The following is a 21,987-nucleotide window of genomic DNA, read 5'->3' on the forward strand; positions in this document are numbered from 1 at the left end:
ACGCCCCACAAGATCGTCAGGACCCGGCTGTCAAGACCTCTAGCGTACGACTTTAAGCCAATCGCCCGGACGGGGTTCACCGCTCGGATAAAGGTCATTCAGCAGACGCAGACGAGCCACGGAGTCACTCAATGACCCCTCGCCGCCAGCCGCCAATTGCTCCAGCGTCTGCCCCGCCTTGACCTGCACCAGATGCAGGCGTCGCGGCTGCGCCAGGGCCCGCTCCTTGTCGCGCAGCGGACGGAAGCTGCGGATCACGCTGAGGAAGCGGTCGTCCTGGGTCTCCAGGGAACCGACCTTGACCACGCCGACGAACAGGTAGGCGCGGTCGCCCTGGTAGATCACAGCAACCCGTCGCGCCGGGTTGCCTGGCACCACCGCCGTGTAGCCGTTCAGCCCGGCCTGCTTCAGCGACTCTTCCTGGGCCAGCCGTTGCCCGGCGTTCTTGCGCAGGAACTCCGCGGGCGTCAGGCGGGAATCATGGGGCACCAGCTTCATGCCGATGAACGACTGCTCGTCCGCCGGATAGCCAAGCAGGGCGCTGGGCTGGTTGAGGATCTTCCAGCCCGCCGGATAGCTCAGGGTGAAGTCCAGCTCGGCATGGTAGAAGTTCTGCCCGCGACGCACACCGGCCGATGCCGAGTCGCCGAACGGCATGCCTTCCAGATGGCGAAGAAAGACCTCGCGCCCCACTTCCTGCTGTCCGTTGGCCAGTTGCCGGGCCGGGCCGACCACTTCCTGCAGGCGCCGGTCGTTGTCCGGATGGGTATCGAACAATCCGTGGTAGCCGCCGGCCTGTACCGCCTGGCCATTACGCGCGGCCTCTTCGCGAGCGAAGTCCTCCTGGTTCTTCAGCACCCGCACCACCTGGATCATCGCCGTCGGATCGTAGCCGGCGCGGGCCAGGTACTGGGCGCCGAGACCATCGGCCTCCAGCTCCATGTCACGCCCGTAGCCGCGGACGAAGGCCGTGCCGAGCACGTTGGCCAGGTCGCCGGCGGCGCCGACCCCGGTGCCGATCGCCACCGCCTGGCCAAGGATGTTCCAGGCGCTGGCCTGGCTCTGCTGGCGCACGCTGTGGCGCGCCGTGACATGGCCGACCTCATGACCGAGCACCGCGGCCAGTTCGGCCTCGGAGCCAAGGTAGGCGATCAGTCCGCGATGGATATAGATGTAGCCGCCCGGCAGGGCGAAGGCGTTGATGTCTGGCGAATCGATGACAGTGAAATGATATTGCAGGTTGCTGCGGTGGCTGCTGCGGGCGACCCGCTCGCCTACCCGTTGCACGTAGGCCTGGAGCTTTTCATCGTTGTAGCGGGGGAACTGCTTGAGGATTTCCTGGTTGTAGCGAGCGCCCATGCCGAGTTCCTGCTGCTCGCTCATCATCACGAAATCGCTCTTGCCGGTGGCCGGGTTCACCGCGCAGCCGCCCAGCGCGCCGACTCCCAGCAACAGCAGCAGGAGCCAGGCGGTCTTCATGGCAACCATTCCAGCATCGCCGGATCGGTCACCGACATCTGCCAGCGCGCCTTGCCGGCCGGCACAGCGCCACGGCGGGAACGATCGACCACCCAACCACGCACTTCCAGCGAACGTCCCGCCATCTGCATCACCCGTTTCGCATCGAACGCCTTGAGCACCTTCGGCTCGATCCGCAGGACCAGCGGACCGTCCATCTCCAGCCAGATACCGCCCCGGTTGCGTTCGACCTCGAGCACCCGCCCGCGGACCACGGCGAAGCCGCTCTGCGCCAGTCGATCGAGCGAAAGCACCGGCGAACGCTTCCATACACCCAGATTAGCCGAACGCGCGGCACGTTCCGCCGCTTGCTGACAGGCCGTCAGCTCGGTGTTCGGCGCGACCGCCACCAGGTAGCCCAGGCCCTCGCCGAGCAGGCGCGCCTCGAGGTTGGCGCCGCTGGCATCGAACAGGTGCGCCAGGGTCCGCCCGTAGTGATCGCGGGCCTGGCGGCCCGGCTGCAGGGCGAGACGCCCGTCGCTGGCCGATACCAGCGCCTGCAGCCGCTGCTTCGCGGCTTCGGCGAAGGGCTCGGTGGTGCGGCCGTTGTGCGCCAGTTCAGGCGCATTGATACCGATCAGCCGCACGCTGCGGCCATCGCGCAGGCGCACGGTATCGCCGTCCACCACCCGCGCCACCTCGACGTTCTGCAAGGCACCGGTAGGCCGGCAGGCCTCCGCCGCACCGGCGAAGGCGGAAACCACGGACATGAAAAAGGCGCCCACCAGGGACGCCTTTCTCGGTACAGCGACAAGTAGCATTGCGCGCGTTCGCGGCAAGCGGCTTACTTGGTGGCGCCGAATACGCCGAAACGCTGCTTGAAGCGGTCGATACGGCCGCCGGTGTCCAGCACCTTCTGCTTGCCGGTGTAGAACGGGTGGCATTCGGAGCACACGTCCAGGTGGATCGGCTTGCACAGGGTGGAACGGGTCTTGATGACGTTACCGCAGCTGCAGGTAGCTTCGATAGCTTCGTAAGTCGGATGGATGTCCGCTTTCATGATTCAATCCTCGAGGCGTTGTGTGCCGCCACCCAGCGCGTTTACCAGGCACCGCACGTAATTAAGGGCGTGGATCATACCAGACCGATTCATCTATGCAAGCGACCCCGCCCGCCGGTCGTCTGCTAACATCGCCGGCCCAGTCCTCGTTTCCTTCATCCCCGGAAGCCGCTGAGTGTCAGACCTGATCCTACGCCTAGCCCTGCCTTCGCCACTCCGCCGCCTGTTCGACTACCGCGCGCCCCGCGGCATTCCGCGCAGCGCCCTACAGCCGGGGATTCGCCTGCTGCTGCCGTTCGGGCGCCGGGAGCTGGTTGGCGTTCTGATAGAGGTGACGGACCGTTCCGAAGTACCCGAAGACAAGCTCAAGCCTGCCCTCAGGGTACTCGACGCCAAGCCGCCGATGCCGGCGCACCTGCTCGAACTCTGTCGCTGGACCGCCCAGTACTACCAGCACAGCCTCGGCGACACCCTGTCCTGGGCGCTGCCCAACCTGTTGCGCCAGGGCGAGCCGGCCGAGGCGCGCCAGCAGCGCTTCTGGCATGCCACCGCGCAATCCAGCCTCGACGATCCGCGCCTGGCCCGGGCGCCGCGCCAGCGCCAGGCCCTGGCGATTCTCAAGCAGCATCCGCACGGGGTTTCCCATGAGTTGCTGAACCAACTGGAAATAAACAAGGACAGCCTCGACCTGCTCAAGGAAAAAGGCCTGGTCGAACTGGAGGTGCGGCGCCACAGCACCCCGCCGCGCGAAGGCGGCTGGCTGGCCCAGGCGGAGTTGCCGCTGAACCCCGAGCAGCGCGCCGCCTTCGAGGCGGTTCGCGCCAGCCACGGCGGTTTCCATTGCTTCCTGCTGGCCGGGGTCACCGGCAGCGGCAAGACCGAGGTCTACCTGCAACTGATCCGCGAAACCCTGGCCGCAGGCCGCCAGGCCCTGGTGCTGATTCCCGAGATCAACCTGGGCCCGCAGACCCTGGCGCGTTTCGAACGCCGCTTCAACGCGCGCATCGCCCTGCTGCATTCGGCCCTGACCGACCGCGAGCGCCTCGACGCCTGGCTCGCCGCCCGGGATGGCGAGGCCGACATCGTCATCGGCACCCGCTCGGCACTGTTCACGCCGCTGAAGCGGCCGGGACTGATCATCGTCGACGAGGAACACGACGCCTCCTATAAACAGCAGGACGGCCTGCGCTACCACGCCCGCGACCTGGCACTGGTACGCGCGCGCCTGGAGAACGTGCCGATCCTGCTCGGTTCGGCCACGCCCGCCCTGGAAAGCCTGCACAACGCCCAGGCCGGCCGCTACGGCCTGCTGCGCCTGACCCAGCGCGCCGGTGGCGCGCACCCGCCGAAGTTCATCCGCCTCGACGTGAAGAGCATGCCGCTCGACGCCGGCCTTTCCCGTCCGCTGCAACAGGCCATCGGCGATACCCTGGCGGCCGGCCAGCAGGTCCTGGTATTCCTCAATCGCCGCGGCTTCGCTCCGACCCTGCTTTGCCACGACTGCGGCTGGATCAGCCAATGCCCGCGCTGCGACGCGCGGATGACCGTGCACCAGGGCAGCGGCGAGTTGCGCTGCCACCACTGCGACCACCGCCAGCGGCCGCCGATGAACTGCCCGCAATGCGGCAAGCTCGACCTGCGTCCGGTAGGCGCCGGCACCGAGCGCGCCGAGGAACGCCTGCGGATTCTCTTCCCGAACCATCCGGTGCTGCGCATCGACCGCGACAGCACCTCGCGCAAGCACGCCATGCGCGACCTCTTCGCCACCATCAACAGCGGTGAGCCATGCATCCTGGTCGGCACCCAGATGCTCGCCAAGGGGCACCACTTCCCACGGGTCACCCTGGTGGCGATCCTCGATGCCGATGGCGGCCTGTTTTCCGCCGACTTCCGCGCCAGCGAACGCATGGCCCAGCAGATCGTCCAGGTCGCCGGCCGCGCAGGACGCGCCGAGGAGCCCGGGCGGGTACTGATCCAGACCCACCTGGCCGATCACCCGCTGCTGGTCCAGCTCACCGAGGACGGCTACTTCGCCTTTGCCGAACAGGCCCTCAGCGAACGCCGCGCCGCCGGCCTGCCGCCCTTCGCCCACCTCGCCCTGCTGCGCGCCGAAGCGCACAAGCCGGGCCAGGCGGAAGCCTTCCTCGACAGCGCCTGCAGTGCCGCCGAGCAATTGCTCGAGCAGATGGGCGGACCGGAGGTGGAACTGCTCGGGCCGGTGCCCGCGCCCATGGAGCGGCGTGCCGGCAAGCACCGCGCGCAACTGCTGCTGCAGTGCATGAGCCGGGCGCCGCTGCATCGCCTGCTGACGCCCTGGCTGCAGAGCCTCGAACAGTTGCCCGGCGGGCGCCAGGTGCGCTGGTCGCTCGATATCGATCCGATCGACCTGTTCTGAGCGCCTTCCAGGAAGACGCCCCGCTTGACTGGGGTCAGCCGGAATCCGCGATGTCCGGCGCAAACTGTCGGCTAATCGCCGCAACGGTTGGCAACGCCTGTCCGCCCACGGATAATGCGCGGTTCTGAGCCTCGACCGGCCACCCCGCGCACATCGCGGGGAGTGAACTTCGGAGCGCCGCATCCGCCGGCCCTTCCCCTGCCCGACCGTCGCGCGCCGCCCCTCTGCCCGCGAGCACGGAGAGAACGATGAAAGACACGATTCGCCAGCTGATCCAGCAAGCCCTCGACCAACTGACCGCGGACGGCACCCTGCCCGCCGGCCTGACCCCGGACATCCAGGTGGAGAACACCAAGGACCGTAGCCACGGCGATTTCGCCAGCAACATCGCCATGATGCTGGCCAAGCCGGCCGGGATGAAGCCGCGCGACCTGGCCGCCAGGCTGGTCGAGGCAATCCCCGCCCACGAGCAACTGGCCAAGGTGGAGATCGCCGGCCCCGGCTTCCTCAACTTCTTCCAGGATCACGTCTGGCTCGCCGCCAGCCTCGACCGCGCCCTCGCCGACGAACGTCTCGGCGTGCGCAAGGCAGGCCCGGCGCAGCGCGTGGTGATCGACCTGTCCTCGCCGAACCTGGCCAAGGAAATGCACGTCGGCCACCTGCGCTCGACCATCATCGGCGACGCCGTCGCGCGCGTCCTCGAGTTCCTCGGCGACACGGTGATCCGGCAGAACCACGTCGGCGACTGGGGCACCCAGTTCGGCATGCTGCTCGCCTACCTGGAAGAGCAACCGGTCGACGCCGAGGCCGAGCTGCACGACCTGGAGGTCTTCTACCGCGCGGCGAAGAAACGCTTCGACGAGTCTCCCGAATTCGCCGACCGCGCCCGCGAACTGGTGGTCAAGCTGCAGGCCGGCGACCCTGACTGCCTGCGCCTGTGGACCCGCTTCAACGAGATTTCCCTGTCGCACTGCCAGAAGGTCTACGACCGTCTCGGCGTGAAGCTGAGCATGGCCGACGTCATGGGCGAGAGCGCCTACAACGACGACCTCGCCCAGGTGGTCGCCGACCTGACCGCCAAGGGCCTGCTCACCGAAGACAACGGCGCGTTGTGCGTCTTCCTCGAAGAGTTCAAGAACGCCGAGGGCAATCCACTCCCGGTGATCGTGCAGAAGGCCGGCGGCGGCTACCTCTACGCCACCACCGACCTCGCCGCCATGCGTTATCGGCACAACGTGCTGCACGCCGACCGCGTGCTGTACTTCGTCGACCAGCGCCAGGCCCTGCACTTCCAGCAGGTCTTCGAAGTGGCGCGGCGCGCCGGTTTCGTTCCGGCCGGCATGGAGCTGGAGCACATGGGCTTCGGTACCATGAACGGCGCCGACGGCCGTCCGTTCAAGACCCGCGACGGCGGTACGGTGAAGCTGATCGACCTGCTGGAAGAGGCCGAGAGCCGCGCCTATGCGCTGGTCAAGGAACGCAACGAGCAGCGCGCCGAGCGTGGCGAGGAGCCGTTCGACGAGGTCCAGCTGCGCGAGATCGGCCGGGTGGTGGGGATCGACTCGGTGAAGTACGCCGACCTGTCCAAGCACCGCACCAGCGACTACAGCTTCAACTTCGAACTGATGCTCAGCTTCGAAGGCAACACCGCACCCTACCTGCTCTACGCCTGCACCCGCGTGGCCAGCGTCTTCCGCAAGCTCGGCCAGGGCCGCGAGCAACTGGGCGGGAAGATCGTCCTCGAGCAGCCCCAGGAGCTGGCCCTGGCCGCACAACTGGCGCAGTTCGGCGACCTGATCAACAACGTCGCGCTCAAGGGCGTGCCGCACCTGCTCTGCGCCTACCTGTACGAGTTGGCCGGGCTGTTCTCCAGTTTCTACGAGCACTGCCCGATCCTCACCGCCGAGGACCCGGCGCAGAAGGACAGCCGCCTGCGTCTCGCCGCGCTGACCGGCCGTACCCTGGAACAGGGCCTGGAGCTGCTCGGTCTGAAGACTCTGGAACGCATGTAATCGAACCCGCCCGAACAGGAGTCCGGGAACCCCCATGGCAAAGAAGAAACCCGCCCCCAAGCGCGGCGCCAGCCGCTACCAGGCGCCCGCCGCGAAGAACGGCGTTCCCGGCTGGGTCTGGCTGGTCGCCGGCCTGGCCATCGGCGGCTTCATCATGTTCCTGATGAAGCTCGAACCCGGGCGCAAGGACGTCCAGCGCGAACGCCCGGACGCCCAGCGCCCGGCCGCCGTGCAGGGCAAGCAGCCGCAGCAGAACGGCCAGGCCCAGCAGCCCGCACAAACGCAGACGCCGGCCCAGGCCAAGCCGAAGTACGAGTTCTACACCCTGCTGCCGGAGTCCGAGGTCGTGGTGCCGCCGGAAGCGGTACCGGAGAAAGCCCCGCCGCCGCCCACCCCCGCCGAGCTGGCCAAGGCCGACGAAGCGCGGGCCAAGGCCGCACTCGCCGGGCAGGTGCCACCGCCGCTGCCGAAAGCGGTGGTCGCCGCCAGCACGCAGTTCTTCCTGCAGGCCGGCTCGTTCCGCAAGCAGTCCGACGCCGACCGCGTGCGCGCGCAGATCATCCTGCTCGGGCAGTCGGTGAACGTCGAGGCCGGCAACGTCCGCGACGAGACCTGGTACCGGGTGATGGTCGGCCCGTTCAACAGCCGCGACCAGTTGTCCCAGGCGCAGAAGACACTGTCCTCCAACGGCTTCAGCAACCTGCTGTTACAGCAACGCAAGGCCCGCTGAACGCGGGCCACGCCGTGCGTTCCGACGCACGGCGGTGCGTGCGGTTGAAAAGCCGCGGATCGCCCCTATATCTCCCAGCATTCCGGGCATTCGGCCCCGCAGTGTGGAGATTTCCCCCTTGACCACCATCGTATCTGTCCGCCGCAACGGCAAAGTCGTCATGGGCGGCGACGGCCAGGTTTCCCTGGGCAACACCGTGATGAAAGGCAACGCCAAGAAGGTCCGGCGCCTGTATCACGGTCAGGTACTGGCCGGTTTCGCCGGCGCCACCGCCGATGCCTTCACCCTGTTCGAGCGCTTCGAGCAGCAACTGGAGAAACACCAGGGGCACCTGGTCCGCGCCGCCGTCGAACTGGCCAAGGACTGGCGCACCGACCGCTCCCTGAGCCGCCTCGAAGCCATGCTCGCGGTCGCCAACAAGGATGCCTCGCTGATCATCACCGGCAACGGCGACGTGGTCGAACCCGAACACGGCCTGATCGCCATGGGCTCCGGCGGCGGCTTCGCCCAGGCCGCGGCCCTGGCCCTGCTGCAGCACAACGCCGAGCTGAGCGCTCGGGAAGTCGCCGAGACCGCGCTGAACATCGCCGGCTCGATCTGCGTCTTCACCAACCAGAACCTGACCATCGAGGAGCTGGACAGCGCCGTCTGAAGCGCTCGTCCCCCGCTGGAGTAAACGAATGTCCATGACGCCCCGCGAGATCGTCCACGAACTCAACCGCCACATCATCGGCCAGGACGACGCCAAGCGCGCCGTCGCCATCGCCCTGCGCAACCGCTGGCGACGCATGCAACTGCCGGCCGAGCTGCGCACCGAGGTCACGCCGAAGAACATCCTCATGATCGGCCCCACCGGCGTCGGCAAGACCGAGATCGCCCGCCGCCTGGCGCGCCTGGCGAACGCGCCGTTCATCAAGGTCGAGGCGACCAAGTTCACCGAGGTCGGCTATGTCGGACGCGACGTCGAGTCGATCATCCGCGATCTCGCCGACGCCGCGGTGAAGATGCTCCGCGAACAGGAGATCCAGAAGGTCAAGTATCGCGCCGAGGACGCCGCCGAAGAGCGCATCCTCGATGCCCTGCTGCCGGCCGCGCGTCCCGCCATGGGCTTCGGCGACGAGCCGGCACGCGAGGACAGCAACACCCGCCAGCTGTTCCGCAAGCGCCTGCGCGAAGGCCAGCTGGACGACAAGGAAATCGACATCGAGGTGGCCGACAACCCGGCCGGCGTGGAGATCATGGCCCCGCCCGGCATGGAGGAGATGACCAACCAGTTGCAGAACCTGTTCTCCGGCATGAGCAAGGGCAAGAAGAAGACCCGCAAGCTGAAGGTCGCCGAGGCCCTGAAGCTGATCCGCGACGAAGAGGCGGTGCGCCTGGTCAACGAGGAAGAGCTCAAGGCACGCGCCCTGGAGGCGGTCGAGCAGCACGGCATCGTCTTCATCGACGAGATCGACAAGATCGCCAAGCGCGCCAACGCCGGCGGCGCCGACGTCTCCCGCGAGGGCGTACAGCGCGACCTGCTGCCGCTGATCGAGGGCTGCACGGTGAACACCAAGCTGGGCATGGTCAAGACCGACCACATCCTGTTCATCGCCTCCGGCGCCTTCCACCTGAGCAAGCCAAGCGACCTGGTTCCCGAGCTGCAGGGCCGCCTGCCGATCCGCGTGGAGCTCAAGGCCCTCAGCCCGAACGATTTCGAGCGCATCCTCACCGAGCCGCATGCCTCGCTCACCGAGCAGTACCGCGAGCTGCTGAAGACCGAGGGACTGGCCATCGAGTTCGCCGAGGACGGCATCAAGCGCCTTGCCGAGATCGCCTGGCAGGTCAACGAGAAGACCGAGAACATCGGTGCCCGCCGCCTGCATACGCTGCTTGAGCGGCTGCTGGAGGAGGTCTCGTTCAGCGCCGCCGACCTGGCCAGCGAGCATAGCGACAAGCCGATCCTGATCGATGCCGGCTACGTCAACAGCCACCTCGGCGAGCTGGCCGAGGACGAGGACCTGTCCCGCTACATCCTTTGACCACCGCCGCCGCCACGGCCAGCACCGTGGCGGCGGGCCGCGCGGTCCCGAACCGGGGTATCCTTGTACTCCGCCCTTCCGCGAGTCCGATGCGATGCGTATCCCTTCCGCCATCCAGCTGCACAAAGCCTCGAAGACCCTGACCCTGCGCTACGGCGAGGACAGCTACGACCTGCCCGCCGAGTTCCTCCGCGTGCATTCGCCCTCGGCCGAGGTCCAGGGCCACGGCAACCCGGTATTGCAGTACGGCAAGCTGAACGTCGGCCTGGTCGGCGTCGAGCCCGCCGGCCAGTACGCACTGAAGCTGAGCTTCGACGACGGCCACGACAGCGGCCTGTTCACCTGGGACTACCTGTACGAGCTGGCGACCCGCAAGGACCAGCTGTGGGCCGACTACCTGGCGGAGCTGGCCAGCGCCGGCAAGTCGCGCGACCCCGACGAGTCGGTCGTCAAGCTGATGCTCTGAAGCGCCGGGCCGAGTGCCCCTTCGCGGCACACGGCATCCAGGCGATTTTTCCCCGCTGCCCCGAACGAGGGCACGTCATTTGCAACATTCGCCCCGCAGACTGCCAGACCAGACATCCGGTCGGCGCGGTCGCCACGGCGAATGTCCTACCCTGCACGGCAGCAACGCTCTAGTCCGCAGGTCGGCCGCTCGCCGGGCCAGCCACGCCGGCCACCGATGCTTCTGCCAGCTTGCACGCCAGCGGAAACTCGCGTAACCAAGGCGGTGCAGCCCCTTGTCCGGGTTCCCTTCCCTGACGTGCGTCCGCCCCGCCCTGAAACGTGCGGGTGGGCTGGTAGTCGAGCAGTAGCCGGCCGGACACCTGGTCCCCGGTTTCGTTGCGGTCCCCTGTTTCGCCTCGAACAATGGAGCGTTGCCGATGAGTCAAAAGAACAATAACGAGCTTCCCAAGCAAGCCGCGGAAAACACGCTGAACCTGAATCCGGTGATCGGCATCCGGGGCAAGGACCTGCTCACCTCCGCGCGCATGGTCCTGCTCCAGGCGGTGCGCCAGCCACTGCACAGCGCCAGGCACGTGGCGCATTTCAGCCTGGAGCTGAAGAACGTCCTGCTCGGCCAGTCGGAGCTGCGCCCAGGCGACGACGACCGGCGCTTTTCCGACCCGGCCTGGAGCCAGAATCCGCTGTACAAGCGCTACATGCAGACCTACCTGGCCTGGCGCAAGGAACTGCACAGCTGGATCAGCCACAGCGACCTGTCGCCGCAGGACATCAGTCGTGGCCAGTTCGTCATCAACCTGCTGACCGAGGCGATGTCGCCGACCAACAGCCTGAGCAACCCGGCGGCGGTCAAGCGCTTCTTCGAGACCGGCGGCAAGAGCCTGCTGGACGGCCTCGGCCACCTGGCCAAGGACCTGGTGAACAACGGCGGGATGCCGAGCCAGGTGGACATGGACGCCTTCGAGGTGGGCAAGAACCTGGCCACCACCGAGGGCGCCGTGGTGTTCCGCAACGACGTGCTGGAACTGATCCAGTACCGGCCGATCACCGAGTCGGTGCACGAACGCCCGCTGCTGGTGGTGCCGCCGCAGATCAACAAGTTCTACGTCTTCGACCTGTCGCCGGACAAGAGCCTGGCGCGCTTCTGCCTGCGCAACGGCGTGCAGACCTTCATCGTCAGCTGGCGCAACCCGACCAAGTCGCAGCGCGAATGGGGCCTGACCACCTATATCGAGGCGCTCAAGGAGGCCATCGAGGTAGTCCTGTCGATCACCGGCAGCAAGGACCTCAACCTCCTCGGCGCCTGCTCCGGCGGGATCACCACCGCGACCCTGGTCGGCCACTACGTCGCCAGCGGCGAGAAGAAGGTCAACGCCTTCACCCAACTGGTCAGCGTGCTCGACTTCGAACTGAATACCCAGGTCGCGCTGTTCGCCGACGAGAAGACCCTGGAGGCCGCCAAGCGTCGCTCCTACCAGTCCGGCGTGCTGGAGGGCAAGGACATGGCCAAGGTGTTCGCCTGGATGCGCCCCAACGACCTGATCTGGAACTACTGGGTCAACAACTACCTGCTCGGCAACCAGCCGCCGGCGTTCGACATCCTCTACTGGAACAACGACACCACGCGCCTGCCCGCCGCGCTGCACGGCGAGTTCGTCGAACTGTTCAAGAGCAACCCGCTGAACCGCCCCGGCGCCCTGGAGGTCTCCGGCACGCCCATCGACCTGAAGCAGGTGACTTGCGACTTCTACTGTGTCGCCGGTCTGAACGACCACATCACCCCCTGGGAGTCGTGCTACAAGTCGGCCAGGCTGCTGGGCGGCAAGTGCGAGTTCATCCTCTCCAACAGCGGCCACATCCAGAGCATCCTCAACCCACCGGGCAACCCCAAGGCACGCTTCATGACCAATCCGGAACTGCCCGCCGAGCCCAAGGCCTGGCTGGAACAGGCCGGCAAGCACGCCGATTCGTGGTGGCTGCACTGGCAGCAATGGCTGGCCGAACGCTCCGGCAAGACCCGCAAGGCGCCCGCCAGCCTGGGCAACAAGACCTATCCGGCCGGCGAAGCCGCGCCCGGAACCTACGTGCATGAACGATGAAAAGCGACCAGCCTGAAGAACTGCCGCAGGAGCGATCCGCGGCCTCCGCCGACGAAACCCCGCCAGCGCCTCCGGCGCGGCCCCGCGCCGCGCGGAAGCCGGCCAGGCCCCGTATCGCCGAGCCCGCGGCTGCGCCGCCGAGGACCCCGAGCATGCCCCAGCCCTTCGTCTTCCGGACCATCGACCTCGACGGCCAGACCATCCGCACCGCAGTGCGGCCGGGCAAGGAAGGAAGCACTCCGCTGCTGATCTTCAACGGCATAGGCGCCAACCTGGAACTGGTATTCCCCTTCGTCCAGGCGCTCGACCCGGAACTGGAGGTGATCGCCTTCGACGTTCCCGGCGTCGGCGGTTCCTCGACGCCCAGCGTGCCCTACCGCTTTCCCGGCCTGGCCAAGCTGGCGGCGCGGATGCTCGACTACCTGGACTACGGCCAGGTCAACGCGATCGGCGTGTCCTGGGGCGGCGCGCTGGCCCAGCAGTTCGCCCACGACTATCCGGAACGCTGCAAGAAGCTGATCCTCGCCGCCACTTCGGCTGGCGCGGTGATGGTGCCAGGCAAGCCGAAGGTACTGATGCGCATGGCCAGCCCGCGGCGCTACATCCAGCCCTCCTATGGCGTACACATCGCCCCGGACATCTACGGCGGGGCCTTCCGCCGCGACCCCAAGCTGGCCATGGCGCATGCCAGCAAGGTGCGTTCGTCGGGCAAGCTGGGCTACTACTGGCAATTGTTCGCCGGGCTCGGCTGGACCAGCATCCACTGGCTGCATAGGATCCGCCAGCCGACCCTGGTGCTGGCCGGCGACGACGACCCGATCATCCCGCTGATCAACATGCGCGTGCTGGCCTGGCGCATTCCCAACGCCGAACTGCACGTGATCGACGACGGCCACCTGTTCCTGGTGACCCGCGCCGAATCGGTGGCGCCGATCATCATGAAGTTCCTCGCCGAGGAGCGCCGCCGCGCCGTCATGCACCCTCGTCCGTTCCTGCCCAAGACCGGCTGAACTGCTGCGCGGGCAACACCAGGGCAGCAGACACTGCTTCGTCATGGTGCAGGTGCATAGTCAATGTTCCGCAACGGCGCATGGCGCCTGGCTTCGCCGCGACAGCGCAAGCTCTGCGACGCCCCTCCCGGCGTTGTGGTACAGCGCTTGCTGCCCCACTGTCGGGCGGCATCCTCCCTGTTCAGGCAGGTGTGCGGTTCTGCCCCGGGTGAAACGGAATTCACAGGCTATAACTGAGTATTCCGAGCCAGGGGACTATCGCCCATGGCATCCAGACTGTGGTCCTACGACGGAGTGTGGTCCATGCGAGAAAAACAGGAATCGGGTAGCGTGCCGGTGCCCGCCGAGTTCATGAGTGCGCAGAGCGCCATCGTCGGCCTGCGCGGCAAGGACCTGCTGACGACGGTCCGCAGCCTGGCCGTCCACGGCCTGCGCCAGCCGCTGCACAGTGCGCGGCACCTGGTCGCCTTCGGAGGCCAGTTGGGCAAGGTGCTGCTGGGCGACACCCTGCACCAGCCGAACCCTCAGGACGCCCGCTTCCAGGATCCATCCTGGCGCCTCAATCCCTTCTACCGGCGCACCCTGCAGGCCTACCTGGCGTGGCAGAAGCAACTGCTCGCCTGGATCGACGAAAGCAACCTGGACTGCGACGATCGCGCCCGCGCCCGCTTCCTCGTCGCCTTGCTCTCCGACGCCGTGGCACCCAGCAACAGCCTGATCAATCCGCTGGCGGTAAAGGAACTGTTCAATACCGGCGGGATCAGCCTGCTCAATGGCGTCCGCCACCTGCTCGAAGACCTGGTGCACAACGGCGGCATGCCCAGCCAGGTGAACAAGACCGCCTTCGAGATCGGCCGCAACCTCGCCACCACGCAAGGCGCGGTAGTGTTCCGCAACGAGGTGCTGGAACTGATCCAGTACAAGCCGCTGGGCGAGCGCCAGTACGCCAAGCCCCTGCTGATCGTGCCGCCGCAGATCAACAAGTACTACATCTTCGACCTGTCGCCGGAAAAGAGCTTCGTCCAGTACGCCCTGAAGAACAACCTGCAGGTCTTCGTCATCAGTTGGCGCAACCCCGACGCCCAGCACCGCGAATGGGGCCTGAGCACCTATGTCGAGGCCCTCGACCAAGCCATCGAGGTCAGCCGCGAGATCACCGGCAGCCGCAGCGTGAACCTGGCCGGCGCCTGCGCCGGCGGGCTCACCGTGGCCGCCTTGCTCGGCCACCTGCAGGTGCGCCGGCAACTGCGCAAGGTCAGTAGCGTCACCTACCTGGTCAGCCTGCTCGACAGCCAGATGGAAAGCCCGGCGATGCTCTTCGCCGACGAGCAGACCCTGGAGAGCAGCAAGCGCCGCTCCTACCAGCATGGCGTGCTGGACGGGCGCGACATGGCCAAGGTGTTCGCCTGGATGCGCCCCAACGACCTGATCTGGAACTACTGGGTCAACAACTACCTGCTCGGCAGGCAGCCGCCGGCGTTCGACATCCTCTACTGGAACAACGACAACACGCGGCTGCCCGCGGCGTTCCACGGCGAACTGCTCGACCTGTTCAAGCACAACCCGCTGACCCGCCCGGGCGCGCTGGAAGTCAGCGGGACCGCGGTGGACCTGGGCAAGGTGGCGATCGACAGCTTCCACGTCGCCGGCATCACCGACCACATCACGCCCTGGGACGCGGTCTATCGCTCGGCCCTCCTGCTGGGCGGCCAGCGCCGCTTCATCCTGTCCAACAGCGGGCACATCCAGAGCATCCTCAACCCTCCCGGAAACCCCAAGGCCTGCTACTTCGAGAACGACAAGCTGAGCAGCGATCCACGCGCCTGGTACTACGACGCCAAGCGCGAAGAGGGCAGTTGGTGGCCGGTCTGGCTGGGCTGGCTGCAGGAGCGCTCGGGCGAGCTGGGCGACCCTGACTTCAACCTTGGCAGCGCCACGCATCCGCCCCTCGAAGCAGCCCCGGGCACCTACGTGCATATACGCTGAAAGACCCGGCCCGGGCGCCTGGAGCCGGGCACCTCGATCCCCAGAAGAAGTCCGGATGAAGACACGCGACCGTATCCTCGAATGCTCGCTGTTGCTGTTCAACGAACAGGGCGAACCCAACGTCTCGACACTGGAAATCGCCAACGAACTGGGCATCAGCCCGGGCAATCTCTACTACCACTTCCATGGCAAGGAACCGCTGGTGATGGCGCTGTTCGAGCGGTTCCAGGCCGAGTTGGCGCCGCTGCTCGATCCGCCCGAGGAGGTGCGCCTGGGCGCGGAGGACTACTGGCTGTTCCTGCATCTGATCGTCGAGCGCCTCGCCCACTACCGCTTCCTGTTCCAGGACCTGTCCAACCTGACCGGGCGCCTGCCACGGCTGGCTCGCGGCATCCGTACCTGGCTCGGCGCGCTGAAGCGGACCCTGGCCACCCTGTTGGCCCGCCTAAAGACCGACCGGCAGTTGCGCAGCGATGCGCCGGCACTCGGGCAACTGGTCGAACAGATCACCCTGACCCTGCTGTTCTCCCTGGATTACCAGCGGGTACTGGGCAGCAAGGGCGAGGTGCGCACGGTGGTCTACCAGATCATGATGCTGGTCGCCCCGCATCTGCGCAGCGAGGCCCAACGCTCGGCGGAAAGCCTGGCGCAGCGCTACCTGGGACCGGAATGAAAAACGCCCGGCGAGTGCCGGGCGTGTGCGTTGCCGCCAGGACTCAGCCCTGGCTGCTCGGCGTCGCCGGAGCGTTCGCTGCCGGAGCGCTGGCTGCCGGTGTGGCGGCGGGGGCAGCGGGCGCGCTCGAAGACGCGGCGGGAGCGGCCGGTTTCGCCGCGGCGGGCTTGGCGGCCGGCTTCTTCGCCGCAGGCTTTTTCGCAGCCGGCTTGGCGGCAGGTTTCGCCGCGGGCTTGGCGGCGGTCGCAGCGGCCGGCTTGGCTGCCGGCTTCGCGGCGGGCTTGGCTGCGGCAGGTTTCGCAGCAGGCTTCGCCGCAGCCTTGGCTGCCGGCTTGGCCGCCGGTTTGGCGGCGGGCTTGGCTGCCGGCTTGGCGGCCGCGGTCTTCGCTGCAGGTTTTTTCGCCGCGGGTTTCGCCGCAGGCTTGGCGGCGGCCTTGGCTGCCGGTTTAGCTGCCGGCTTGGCCGCTGCGGTTTTCGCCGCGGGCTTGGCAGCCGGTTTCGCCGCAGGCTTGGCCGCTGCCTTCGCCGCCGGCTTGACGCTGACGCCGGTGAGTTTCTCGATCTGTCTGGTCAGCGTATCGACCTTGCCGTGCAGCTCCTTCACCTCGTTGCGGCTCGGCACGCCGAGACGCGAGATTGCGCTGTTCAGGCGCTTGTCGAAAGCTTCCTCGAGCTCGCTCCACTTGCCGAGCGCACGGTCCCGAACCTCGTCGACCTTGCTCTTCGCAGAGCGGGCAGAAGCCTTCGCCGCACCGACCTGCGCGTCCACATCGGACTTCGCTTCTTTTTCAGCCTTCTCGCCGTCTTTCACCAAGGTCTCGAACAGCTTGCTGCCGTCCTTGCTGACCTTCGAGTAGGCCCCCAGACCAGCCAGCCAGATCTGCCGCGAGTATTTCTCGATCTCGCCGATCCAACTGGACTCTTTTTCGCTCTTCTTCTTGCCAGCCATCCTGCTCTCCTTATTGGGTTCTCGCGACACGCTCGAGCACTGCGCTCAGCTCATCCAGCTTAGCAGAGAGTGCTTCGACATCGTTCCGGGAAGGTATGCCTATCCGGTTCAACGTGCTAGCGACACGGCTGTCGAATGCCTGCTCGATCCTGTCGAGCTGGTCTTCGACCTTTCCCTTCACCGAAGAGAGGCCGGTCTTGACACTGTCATTGGCCGAATCGACCTGACTTGTGACCAGCGATTTGCCTTTTTTCTCCAGGGCTTCGCCAGCTTTCACCAATTCCTTGAAGTAGTCGCTGCCTTCGGTGCCCAGGCGGGAATACGCACCCAGGCCGGCAAGCCAGATCTGGCGGGCATAGTGGCGGATCTCGGAGACCAGGGAAGTGGATTCGGAAACGGTCTTTTTCTTCAGGGCAATCTTGGCCATGGGGCACCTCACGCTCGTTGGGTTGAAGAAACCGCAGGCGCCGCCGGAACGCTGGCAGCGTGAGAGCAAGGTATCGGGGAAAATTAGAAACCGCATACTAAGCGGAAGATGGGCGCCGCCAGGACGGCGAACGCCCGGCAGGATCAGGCCAGCGCCTTGTCCAACGCCTTCTCGATCTCGCCCTTGAGCAGGCCGCTCATGGCCGACAGCATCAGGCCGAGCTTGACGTCCACCGCGACCTTGTCCGCCCCCACTGCGATCCTGCCGTCGACGCCGCTGCGCTTGAAGGTCAGCTCGTCGCCCTGCCATTCGCACTGCACGCCGTGCTCCTTCGCCAGACGTTCGGCCAGTTTCTCCGCCTTGGCCCGTGCGGCGTCCAGCCCCAGGCTGTGCGGACGTTCGATGTGGATACGCGACATGGATCGACTCCTGATTGCAGATCGGAAAACTATACGCGGCCAGACAAAACACCGCACCCGCGCCGTCGGACGGCGGCACAGCACTTTCCCCACATCCTGTTAGAATGCCCGGCATTCTTTCCAGGTGAGAACGTCATGAACGATCCCCGCAAAGGCGCCGACGCCGAACCCACCACCCACTTCGGCTACCAGAACGTTCCGGAAAGCCAGAAGGCGAAGAAGGTCGCCGAGGTATTCCACTCGGTGGCAGCCAAGTACGACCTGATGAACGACCTGATGTCCGGTGGCATCCATCGCCTGTGGAAGCGCTTCACCATCGAGCTGTCCGGCGTGCGCAGCGGGAACCGCGTGCTCGACATCGCCGGCGGCACCGGCGACCTGACCCGGCAGTTCTCGCGCCTGGTCGGCCCGACCGGCGAGGTGGTGCTGGCCGACATCAACGCCTCGATGCTCAAGGTCGGCCGCGACAAGCTGCTCGACAAGGGCGTCTCCGGCAACGTCAGCTTCGTCCAGGCGGACGCCGAGAAGCTGCCCTTCCCGGACAACCACTTCGACTGCGTGACCATCGCCTTCGGCCTGCGCAACGTCACCCACAAGGACGAAGCGATCCGCTCCATGCTGCGCGTGCTCAAGCCCGGTGGCCGCCTGCTGGTGCTGGAGTTCTCCAAGCCGAGCAGCAACCTGCTGTCCAAGGCCTACGACGCCTATTCGTTCAGCCTGCTGCCGCTGATGGGCAAGCTGGTCACCAACGACTCCGAGAGCTATCGCTACCTGGCCGAGTCGATCCGCATGCACCCCGACCAGGAAACCCTGAAGGCGATGATGGTGGAAGCCGGCTTCGACCGCGTGACCTACCACAACATGACCGGCGGCATCGTCGCCCTGCACCGCGGTATCAAGCCTTAACCGAGGGCGCGCCGATGAGCTCGCTGCTGATCCAGGCCGTGCTGGCCGCCGCCGAAACCGGCATCAATCGCGTCCTGCGCCTCGACGGGACAGCGCTGCCGCGCCTGCGCAGGCTTTCCACCAAGGTCATCGAGGTCGACTGCCTGAGCCCGCCGCTGCGGGTCTTCATCCTGCCCGCCGGCGACGGCCTGCACTTCGCCGCGCAGCATGAGGCGGAGGTCGACTGCACCTTGCGTGCGCCGGCCGGCAACCTCCTGCACCTGGCCCTGGCGCGCGACAAGACCCGCGTCCTGCACAGCCCGGAAGTCAGCATGGACGGCGACAGCGCGGCCCTGCTGGAACTGGCCGGCATCCTGCAGAGCCTGGAGCTGGACTGGGAGTACGAACTGTCGCGCTGGCTCGGCCCGCTCGCCACCCAGGTGCTCGGCAGCGGCCTGCGCGACGCTTCGCGCTGGAGCGCGCAGAGCCTGCACAGCCTGCGCCTGAACCTGGCCGACTACCTTGCCGAGGAAAGCCGTACGCTGGTCGGCCAGCACGAAGCCGAAGCCCGCTTCGCCGAACTGGACCAGCTGAAGCTGGCCCTCGATCGTCTCGACGCGCGCGTCGGACGCCTCAGCCAAAAGACCAAGCCCGACGCATGAAGCTCCTCGCTGTCCGCCGCCTCCTGCGCATCCAGCGCGTCGTCATCCGCTACCGCCTGGACGACCTGATCCTCGAACTGCCGATGCTGCCCTGGTGGCTGCGCCTGCTCGGTGCCACCCTGCCCTGGCGCTGGCTGCCGCGGCGCAAGCTGGAACTGACCCGCGGCGCGCGCCTGCGCCTGGCGCTGCAGGACCTCGGACCGATCTTCATCAAGTTCGGCCAGATTCTCTCCACCCGCCGCGACCTGCTGCCCGACGACATCGCCAACGAACTGGCCTGGCTGCAGGACAAGGTGCCGCCCTTCCCGCCGGAGCTGGCGGTCAAGCGCATCGAGGAACAACTGGGCGCGAAGATCGAACAGGTCTTCGCCCGCTTCGAACGCGAACCGCTGGCCTCTGCCTCGGTGGCCCAGGTCCACGCCGCGCGGCTGAAGAGCGGCGAGGAAGTGGTGGTGAAGGTGATCCGGCCGAACCTGGAACCGGTGATCCGCTCCGACATCGCCTGGCTGTTCATCCTCGCCCGCCTCGCCGAGCGGGTCTCCAGCGAGGCGCGGCGCCTGCACCCGGTGGAAGTGGTCAGCGACTACGAGAAAACCATCGTCGACGAACTCGACCTGCTCCGCGAGGCAGCCAACGCCTCGCAGCTGCGGCGCAACTTCGAAGGCTCGCCGCTGCTCTACGTGCCACAGGTCTACTGGGACTGGTGCCGGCCCAAGGTGCTGGTGATGGAGCGCATCTACGGCATCCCGGTGACCGACCTGGAAACCCTGCGCGACCAACGCACCGACTTCAAGGCACTGGCCGAGCGCGGCGTGGAGATCTTCTTCACCCAGGTGTTCCGCGACAGCTTTTTCCATGCCGACATGCACCCCGGCAACATCTTCGTCAGCACCCGCGCGCCCTGGAGCCCGCAATACATCGCGGTGGACTGCGGCATCGTCGGCAGCCTGACCGACGAGGACCAGGACTACCTGGCGCGCAACCTGATCGCCTTCTTCAAGCGTGACTACCGCAAGGTCGCCCAACTGCATATCGACTCCGGCTGGGTCCCGGCGGAAACCAAGGTCAACGACTTCGAGGCGGCGATCCGTACCGTCTGCGAACCGATCTTCGAGAAGCCGCTGAAGGACATCTCCTTCGGCCAGGTCCTGCTGCGCCTGTTCCAGACCGCGCGTCGTTTCAACATGGAGATCCAGCCGCAACTGGTGCTGCTGCAGAAGACCCTGCTGAACATCGAAGGCCTCGGCCGCCAGCTCTACCCGGAACTCGACCTGTGGGCCACCGCACAGCCGTTCCTGGAGCGCTGGATGCGCGAACGGGTCAGCCCGAAGCAGTTGCTGCGCAATTTCCAGCAACAGGTCGAGCAGGTGCCGCACCTGTCGCAAATGGCCCGCGACACCCTCGAACGCCTGTCACAACCGCACGCCCACAATGCGCCGCCGCCGGAGTGGAAAGGTTCCCGCCACGACTGGCTCGGGCGCCTGGTGGGCGCGGTGCTGCTGGTCGGCGCCGCCGAGGTCGGCCTGGGTCAGCAGCTGGAAGCCTGGCCGGCGTGGGTGATGCTGGCCGGCGGGGTGTTCCTGATCCTGCGCCGCTAGCGCCGCGCACGGCCACTAGGCCCGCGCCGATAGCCAGTCGCGCTCCCGGCTGGCACACTACTCCCATTTCCGCCGGAAACGCACGCAACGTACCGGCAACGAACGTGGAAAGACCATGAAAGACTGGCTGGATGAGATTCACTGGAACGCCGACGGCCTGGTCCCGGCGATCGCCCAGGATCACGAGACCGGGCGCGTGCTGATGATGGCCTGGATGAACCGCGAGGCGCTGGCCCTGACCGCCAGCGAGAACCGTGCAATCTATTGGTCGCGTTCGCGTGGCAAGCTGTGGCGCAAGGGCGAGGAGTCCGGGCATGTGCAGAAGCTGCACGAACTGCGCCTGGACTGCGACGCCGACGTGGTCATCCTGATGGTCGAGCAGGTCGGCGGGATCGCCTGCCATACCGGCCGGGAAAGCTGTTTCTACCGCGTCTTCGAGAACGGCGCCTGGAAGACCGTCGATCCGGTGCTGAAGGACCCGGACGCCATCTACGAACACGCAGGACACCACCATGAGTGACACCCTGACCCGTCTGGCGGCGGTGCTCGAGGAGCGCAAGAACGCCGCGCCCGACAGCTCCTACGTGGCCAGCCTGTACCACAAGGGCCTGAACAAGATCCTGGAGAAGGTCGGCGAGGAGTCGGTGGAAGCCATCATCGCCGCCAAGGATGCCGCGGCCAGCGGCGACTGCCAGGACCTGATCTACGAAACCGCCGACCTCTGGTTCCACTCGCTGGTGATGCTCTCGGCCCTCGGCCAGCATCCGCAAGCCGTGCTGGACGAACTGGAGCGCCGCTTCGGCCTTTCCGGCCACGCCGAGAAAGCCGCCCGCCAACCATCGGCCTGAACCTACACATTGCGAGGAATACGACATGGGCATTTTTGACTGGAAACACTGGATCGTCATCCTGATCGTCGTGGTACTGGTGTTCGGCACCAAGCGCCTGAAGAACCTCGGTTCCGACGTCGGCGAAGCGATCAAGGGCTTCCGCAAGGCGGTGAACACCGAGGAAGACGACAAGAAGGACCAGCCCGCCGCCCAGCCGGCCCAACCGCTGAACCAGCCGCACACCATCGACGCCCAGGCGCAGAAGGTCGAAGAGCCGGCGCGCAAGGACTGACGGGTAGCCATCG

Annotated in this window: 22 protein-coding genes; 16 read left to right on the plus strand and 6 right to left on the minus strand. The window is 66.7% G+C overall.

The window, feature by feature from the left end; all coding sequences use genetic code 11:
* Nucleotides 1–39: 39 nt before the first annotated feature.
* From M6E97_RS22255 to rpmE, 3 genes are read right to left on the minus strand one after another with little or no spacing between them, the layout of a single operon-like run.
* The gene (locus M6E97_RS22255; protein WP_003095844.1) at nt 40–1,479 is read right to left on the minus strand and encodes a M48 family metalloprotease; all 1,440 of its coding nucleotides are present in this window, start codon (nt 1,477–1,479) and stop codon (nt 40–42) included.
* Nucleotides 1,476–2,243: a thermonuclease family protein gene (locus M6E97_RS22260; RefSeq protein ID WP_003103280.1), complete on the minus strand. Its 768-nt coding sequence runs from the start codon at nt 2,241–2,243 to the stop codon at nt 1,476–1,478. Before M6E97_RS22260 ends, M6E97_RS22255 begins: the two co-directional genes overlap by 4 nt.
* 59 nt (nt 2,244–2,302) lie before the next feature.
* Nucleotides 2,303–2,518, minus strand: coding sequence for a 50S ribosomal protein L31 (gene rpmE, locus M6E97_RS22265; RefSeq protein ID WP_003095846.1), 216 nt, complete (start codon nt 2,516–2,518; stop codon nt 2,303–2,305).
* Between the two features lie 175 nt (nt 2,519–2,693).
* Between rpmE and M6E97_RS22270 the strand changes: the two genes are divergently transcribed.
* From M6E97_RS22270 to M6E97_RS22315, 10 genes are all read left to right on the plus strand, one after another.
* On the plus strand, nt 2,694–4,913 hold the full coding sequence (locus tag M6E97_RS22270) for a primosomal protein N' (RefSeq protein WP_003110891.1): 2,220 nt from the start codon (nt 2,694–2,696) through the stop codon (nt 4,911–4,913).
* 248 nt (nt 4,914–5,161) lie between these two features.
* Nucleotides 5,162–6,925, plus strand: coding sequence for an arginine--tRNA ligase (gene argS / locus M6E97_RS22275; RefSeq protein WP_003110892.1), 1,764 nt, complete (start codon nt 5,162–5,164; stop codon nt 6,923–6,925).
* Between the two features lie 34 nt (nt 6,926–6,959).
* Complete coding sequence (locus M6E97_RS22280) at nt 6,960–7,655, plus strand: SPOR domain-containing protein (protein ID WP_003095850.1); 696 nt, start codon at nt 6,960–6,962, stop codon at nt 7,653–7,655.
* A gap of 118 nt (nt 7,656–7,773) precedes the next feature.
* Entirely contained in the window at nt 7,774–8,307 is a 534-nt protein-coding gene (gene hslV / locus M6E97_RS22285; RefSeq protein ID WP_003095852.1) for an ATP-dependent protease subunit HslV, read from the plus strand.
* Nucleotides 8,308–8,335: 28 nt separating this feature from the next.
* The gene (gene hslU, locus M6E97_RS22290; RefSeq protein ID WP_003135777.1) at nt 8,336–9,679 is read left to right on the plus strand and encodes an ATP-dependent protease ATPase subunit HslU; all 1,344 of its coding nucleotides are present in this window, start codon (nt 8,336–8,338) and stop codon (nt 9,677–9,679) included.
* Nucleotides 9,680–9,773: 94 nt separating this feature from the next.
* Nucleotides 9,774–10,145, plus strand: coding sequence for a gamma-butyrobetaine hydroxylase-like domain-containing protein (locus tag M6E97_RS22295; protein ID WP_003095857.1), 372 nt, complete (start codon nt 9,774–9,776; stop codon nt 10,143–10,145).
* Nucleotides 10,146–10,563: 418 nt separating this feature from the next.
* A complete protein-coding gene (gene phaC, locus M6E97_RS22300) occupies nt 10,564–12,243 on the plus strand; it encodes a class II poly(R)-hydroxyalkanoic acid synthase (protein WP_003095864.1) in 1,680 nt (559 codons plus the stop codon).
* Nucleotides 12,244–12,395: 152 nt separating this feature from the next.
* Nucleotides 12,396–13,253, plus strand: coding sequence for a poly(3-hydroxyalkanoate) depolymerase (gene phaZ / locus M6E97_RS22305; RefSeq protein WP_003095866.1), 858 nt, complete (start codon nt 12,396–12,398; stop codon nt 13,251–13,253).
* Nucleotides 13,254–13,556: 303 nt separating this feature from the next.
* Nucleotides 13,557–15,239 carry a class II poly(R)-hydroxyalkanoic acid synthase gene (gene phaC, locus M6E97_RS22310; RefSeq protein WP_003095871.1) on the plus strand — a complete coding sequence of 561 codons (1,683 nt, stop codon included), beginning with the start codon at nt 13,557–13,559 and terminating at the stop codon, nt 15,237–15,239.
* A gap of 55 nt (nt 15,240–15,294) precedes the next feature.
* Nucleotides 15,295–15,912, plus strand: coding sequence for a TetR/AcrR family transcriptional regulator (locus tag M6E97_RS22315; RefSeq protein ID WP_003112003.1), 618 nt, complete (start codon nt 15,295–15,297; stop codon nt 15,910–15,912).
* A 43-nt stretch (nt 15,913–15,955) separates the two neighbouring features.
* Here the strand turns inward: M6E97_RS22315 and M6E97_RS22320 are convergent, their stop codons facing one another.
* From M6E97_RS22320 to M6E97_RS22330, 3 genes are all read right to left on the minus strand, one after another.
* Complete coding sequence (locus M6E97_RS22320) at nt 15,956–16,861, minus strand: phasin family protein (RefSeq protein WP_033937866.1); 906 nt, start codon at nt 16,859–16,861, stop codon at nt 15,956–15,958.
* Nucleotides 16,862–16,871: 10 nt separating this feature from the next.
* Nucleotides 16,872–17,288, minus strand: coding sequence for a phasin family protein (locus M6E97_RS22325; RefSeq protein WP_003103463.1), 417 nt, complete (start codon nt 17,286–17,288; stop codon nt 16,872–16,874).
* 143 nt (nt 17,289–17,431) lie between these two features.
* The gene (locus M6E97_RS22330) at nt 17,432–17,707 is read right to left on the minus strand and encodes a polyhydroxyalkanoic acid system family protein (protein WP_003095874.1); all 276 of its coding nucleotides are present in this window, start codon (nt 17,705–17,707) and stop codon (nt 17,432–17,434) included.
* 135 nt (nt 17,708–17,842) lie between these two features.
* Between M6E97_RS22330 and ubiE the strand changes: the two genes are divergently transcribed.
* From ubiE to M6E97_RS22360, 6 genes are all read left to right on the plus strand, one after another.
* A complete protein-coding gene (gene ubiE, locus M6E97_RS22335; protein ID WP_003103462.1) occupies nt 17,843–18,613 on the plus strand; it encodes a bifunctional demethylmenaquinone methyltransferase/2-methoxy-6-polyprenyl-1,4-benzoquinol methylase UbiE in 771 nt (256 codons plus the stop codon).
* Between the two features lie 14 nt (nt 18,614–18,627).
* Nucleotides 18,628–19,254, plus strand: coding sequence for a ubiquinone biosynthesis accessory factor UbiJ (locus M6E97_RS22340; RefSeq protein ID WP_003110866.1), 627 nt, complete (start codon nt 18,628–18,630; stop codon nt 19,252–19,254).
* Nucleotides 19,251–20,852, plus strand: coding sequence for a ubiquinone biosynthesis regulatory protein kinase UbiB (gene ubiB / locus M6E97_RS22345; protein ID WP_003095885.1), 1,602 nt, complete (start codon nt 19,251–19,253; stop codon nt 20,850–20,852). Before M6E97_RS22340 ends, ubiB begins: the two co-directional genes overlap by 4 nt.
* A gap of 115 nt (nt 20,853–20,967) precedes the next feature.
* Nucleotides 20,968–21,372 (plus strand): phosphoribosyl-AMP cyclohydrolase, encoded by a 405-nt coding sequence (gene hisI / locus M6E97_RS22350; RefSeq protein WP_003095888.1) that lies wholly within the window; start codon nt 20,968–20,970, stop codon nt 21,370–21,372.
* Nucleotides 21,365–21,700, plus strand: a complete 336-nt coding sequence (locus M6E97_RS22355) for a phosphoribosyl-ATP diphosphatase (RefSeq protein ID WP_003095892.1) — start codon at nt 21,365–21,367, stop codon at nt 21,698–21,700. The genes hisI and M6E97_RS22355 overlap by 8 nt, the downstream gene beginning before the upstream one ends.
* Before the next feature lie 25 nt (nt 21,701–21,725).
* Nucleotides 21,726–21,974, plus strand: a complete 249-nt coding sequence (locus M6E97_RS22360) for a twin-arginine translocase TatA/TatE family subunit (RefSeq protein ID WP_003095893.1) — start codon at nt 21,726–21,728, stop codon at nt 21,972–21,974.
* Nucleotides 21,975–21,987: the final 13 nt, after the last annotated feature.

The organism is Pseudomonas sp. B111 (genome assembly GCF_026428275.1).
Lineage (GTDB): Bacteria > Pseudomonadota > Gammaproteobacteria > Pseudomonadales > Pseudomonadaceae > Pseudomonas > Pseudomonas aeruginosa.

Bases quoted from the DNA above. Each gene is read 5' to 3' on its own strand.
- M6E97_RS22255 (WP_003095844.1), bottom strand. From the start codon at position 1,479: ATGAAGACCGCCTGGCTCCTGCTGCTGTTGCTGGGAGTCGGCGCGCTG.
- rpmE (WP_003095846.1), bottom strand. From the start codon at position 2,518: ATGAAAGCGGACATCCATCCGACTTACGAAGCTATCGAAGCTACCTGC.
- argS (WP_003110892.1), top strand. From the start codon at position 5,162: ATGAAAGACACGATTCGCCAGCTGATCCAGCAAGCCCTCGACCAACTG.
- M6E97_RS22280 (WP_003095850.1), top strand. From the start codon at position 6,960: ATGGCAAAGAAGAAACCCGCCCCCAAGCGCGGCGCCAGCCGCTACCAG.
- hslU (WP_003135777.1), top strand. From the start codon at position 8,336: ATGTCCATGACGCCCCGCGAGATCGTCCACGAACTCAACCGCCACATC.
- M6E97_RS22295 (WP_003095857.1), top strand. From the start codon at position 9,774: ATGCGTATCCCTTCCGCCATCCAGCTGCACAAAGCCTCGAAGACCCTG.
- phaC (WP_003095864.1), top strand. From the start codon at position 10,564: ATGAGTCAAAAGAACAATAACGAGCTTCCCAAGCAAGCCGCGGAAAAC.
- phaZ (WP_003095866.1), top strand. From the start codon at position 12,396: ATGCCCCAGCCCTTCGTCTTCCGGACCATCGACCTCGACGGCCAGACC.
- phaC (WP_003095871.1), top strand. From the start codon at position 13,557: ATGCGAGAAAAACAGGAATCGGGTAGCGTGCCGGTGCCCGCCGAGTTC.
- M6E97_RS22315 (WP_003112003.1), top strand. From the start codon at position 15,295: ATGAAGACACGCGACCGTATCCTCGAATGCTCGCTGTTGCTGTTCAAC.
- M6E97_RS22320 (WP_033937866.1), bottom strand. From the start codon at position 16,861: ATGGCTGGCAAGAAGAAGAGCGAAAAAGAGTCCAGTTGGATCGGCGAG.
- M6E97_RS22325 (WP_003103463.1), bottom strand. From the start codon at position 17,288: ATGGCCAAGATTGCCCTGAAGAAAAAGACCGTTTCCGAATCCACTTCC.
- M6E97_RS22330 (WP_003095874.1), bottom strand. From the start codon at position 17,707: ATGTCGCGTATCCACATCGAACGTCCGCACAGCCTGGGGCTGGACGCC.
- ubiE (WP_003103462.1), top strand. From the start codon at position 17,843: ATGAACGATCCCCGCAAAGGCGCCGACGCCGAACCCACCACCCACTTC.
- M6E97_RS22340 (WP_003110866.1), top strand. From the start codon at position 18,628: ATGAGCTCGCTGCTGATCCAGGCCGTGCTGGCCGCCGCCGAAACCGGC.
- ubiB (WP_003095885.1), top strand. From the start codon at position 19,251: ATGAAGCTCCTCGCTGTCCGCCGCCTCCTGCGCATCCAGCGCGTCGTC.
- hisI (WP_003095888.1), top strand. From the start codon at position 20,968: ATGAAAGACTGGCTGGATGAGATTCACTGGAACGCCGACGGCCTGGTC.
- M6E97_RS22355 (WP_003095892.1), top strand. From the start codon at position 21,365: ATGAGTGACACCCTGACCCGTCTGGCGGCGGTGCTCGAGGAGCGCAAG.
- M6E97_RS22360 (WP_003095893.1), top strand. From the start codon at position 21,726: ATGGGCATTTTTGACTGGAAACACTGGATCGTCATCCTGATCGTCGTG.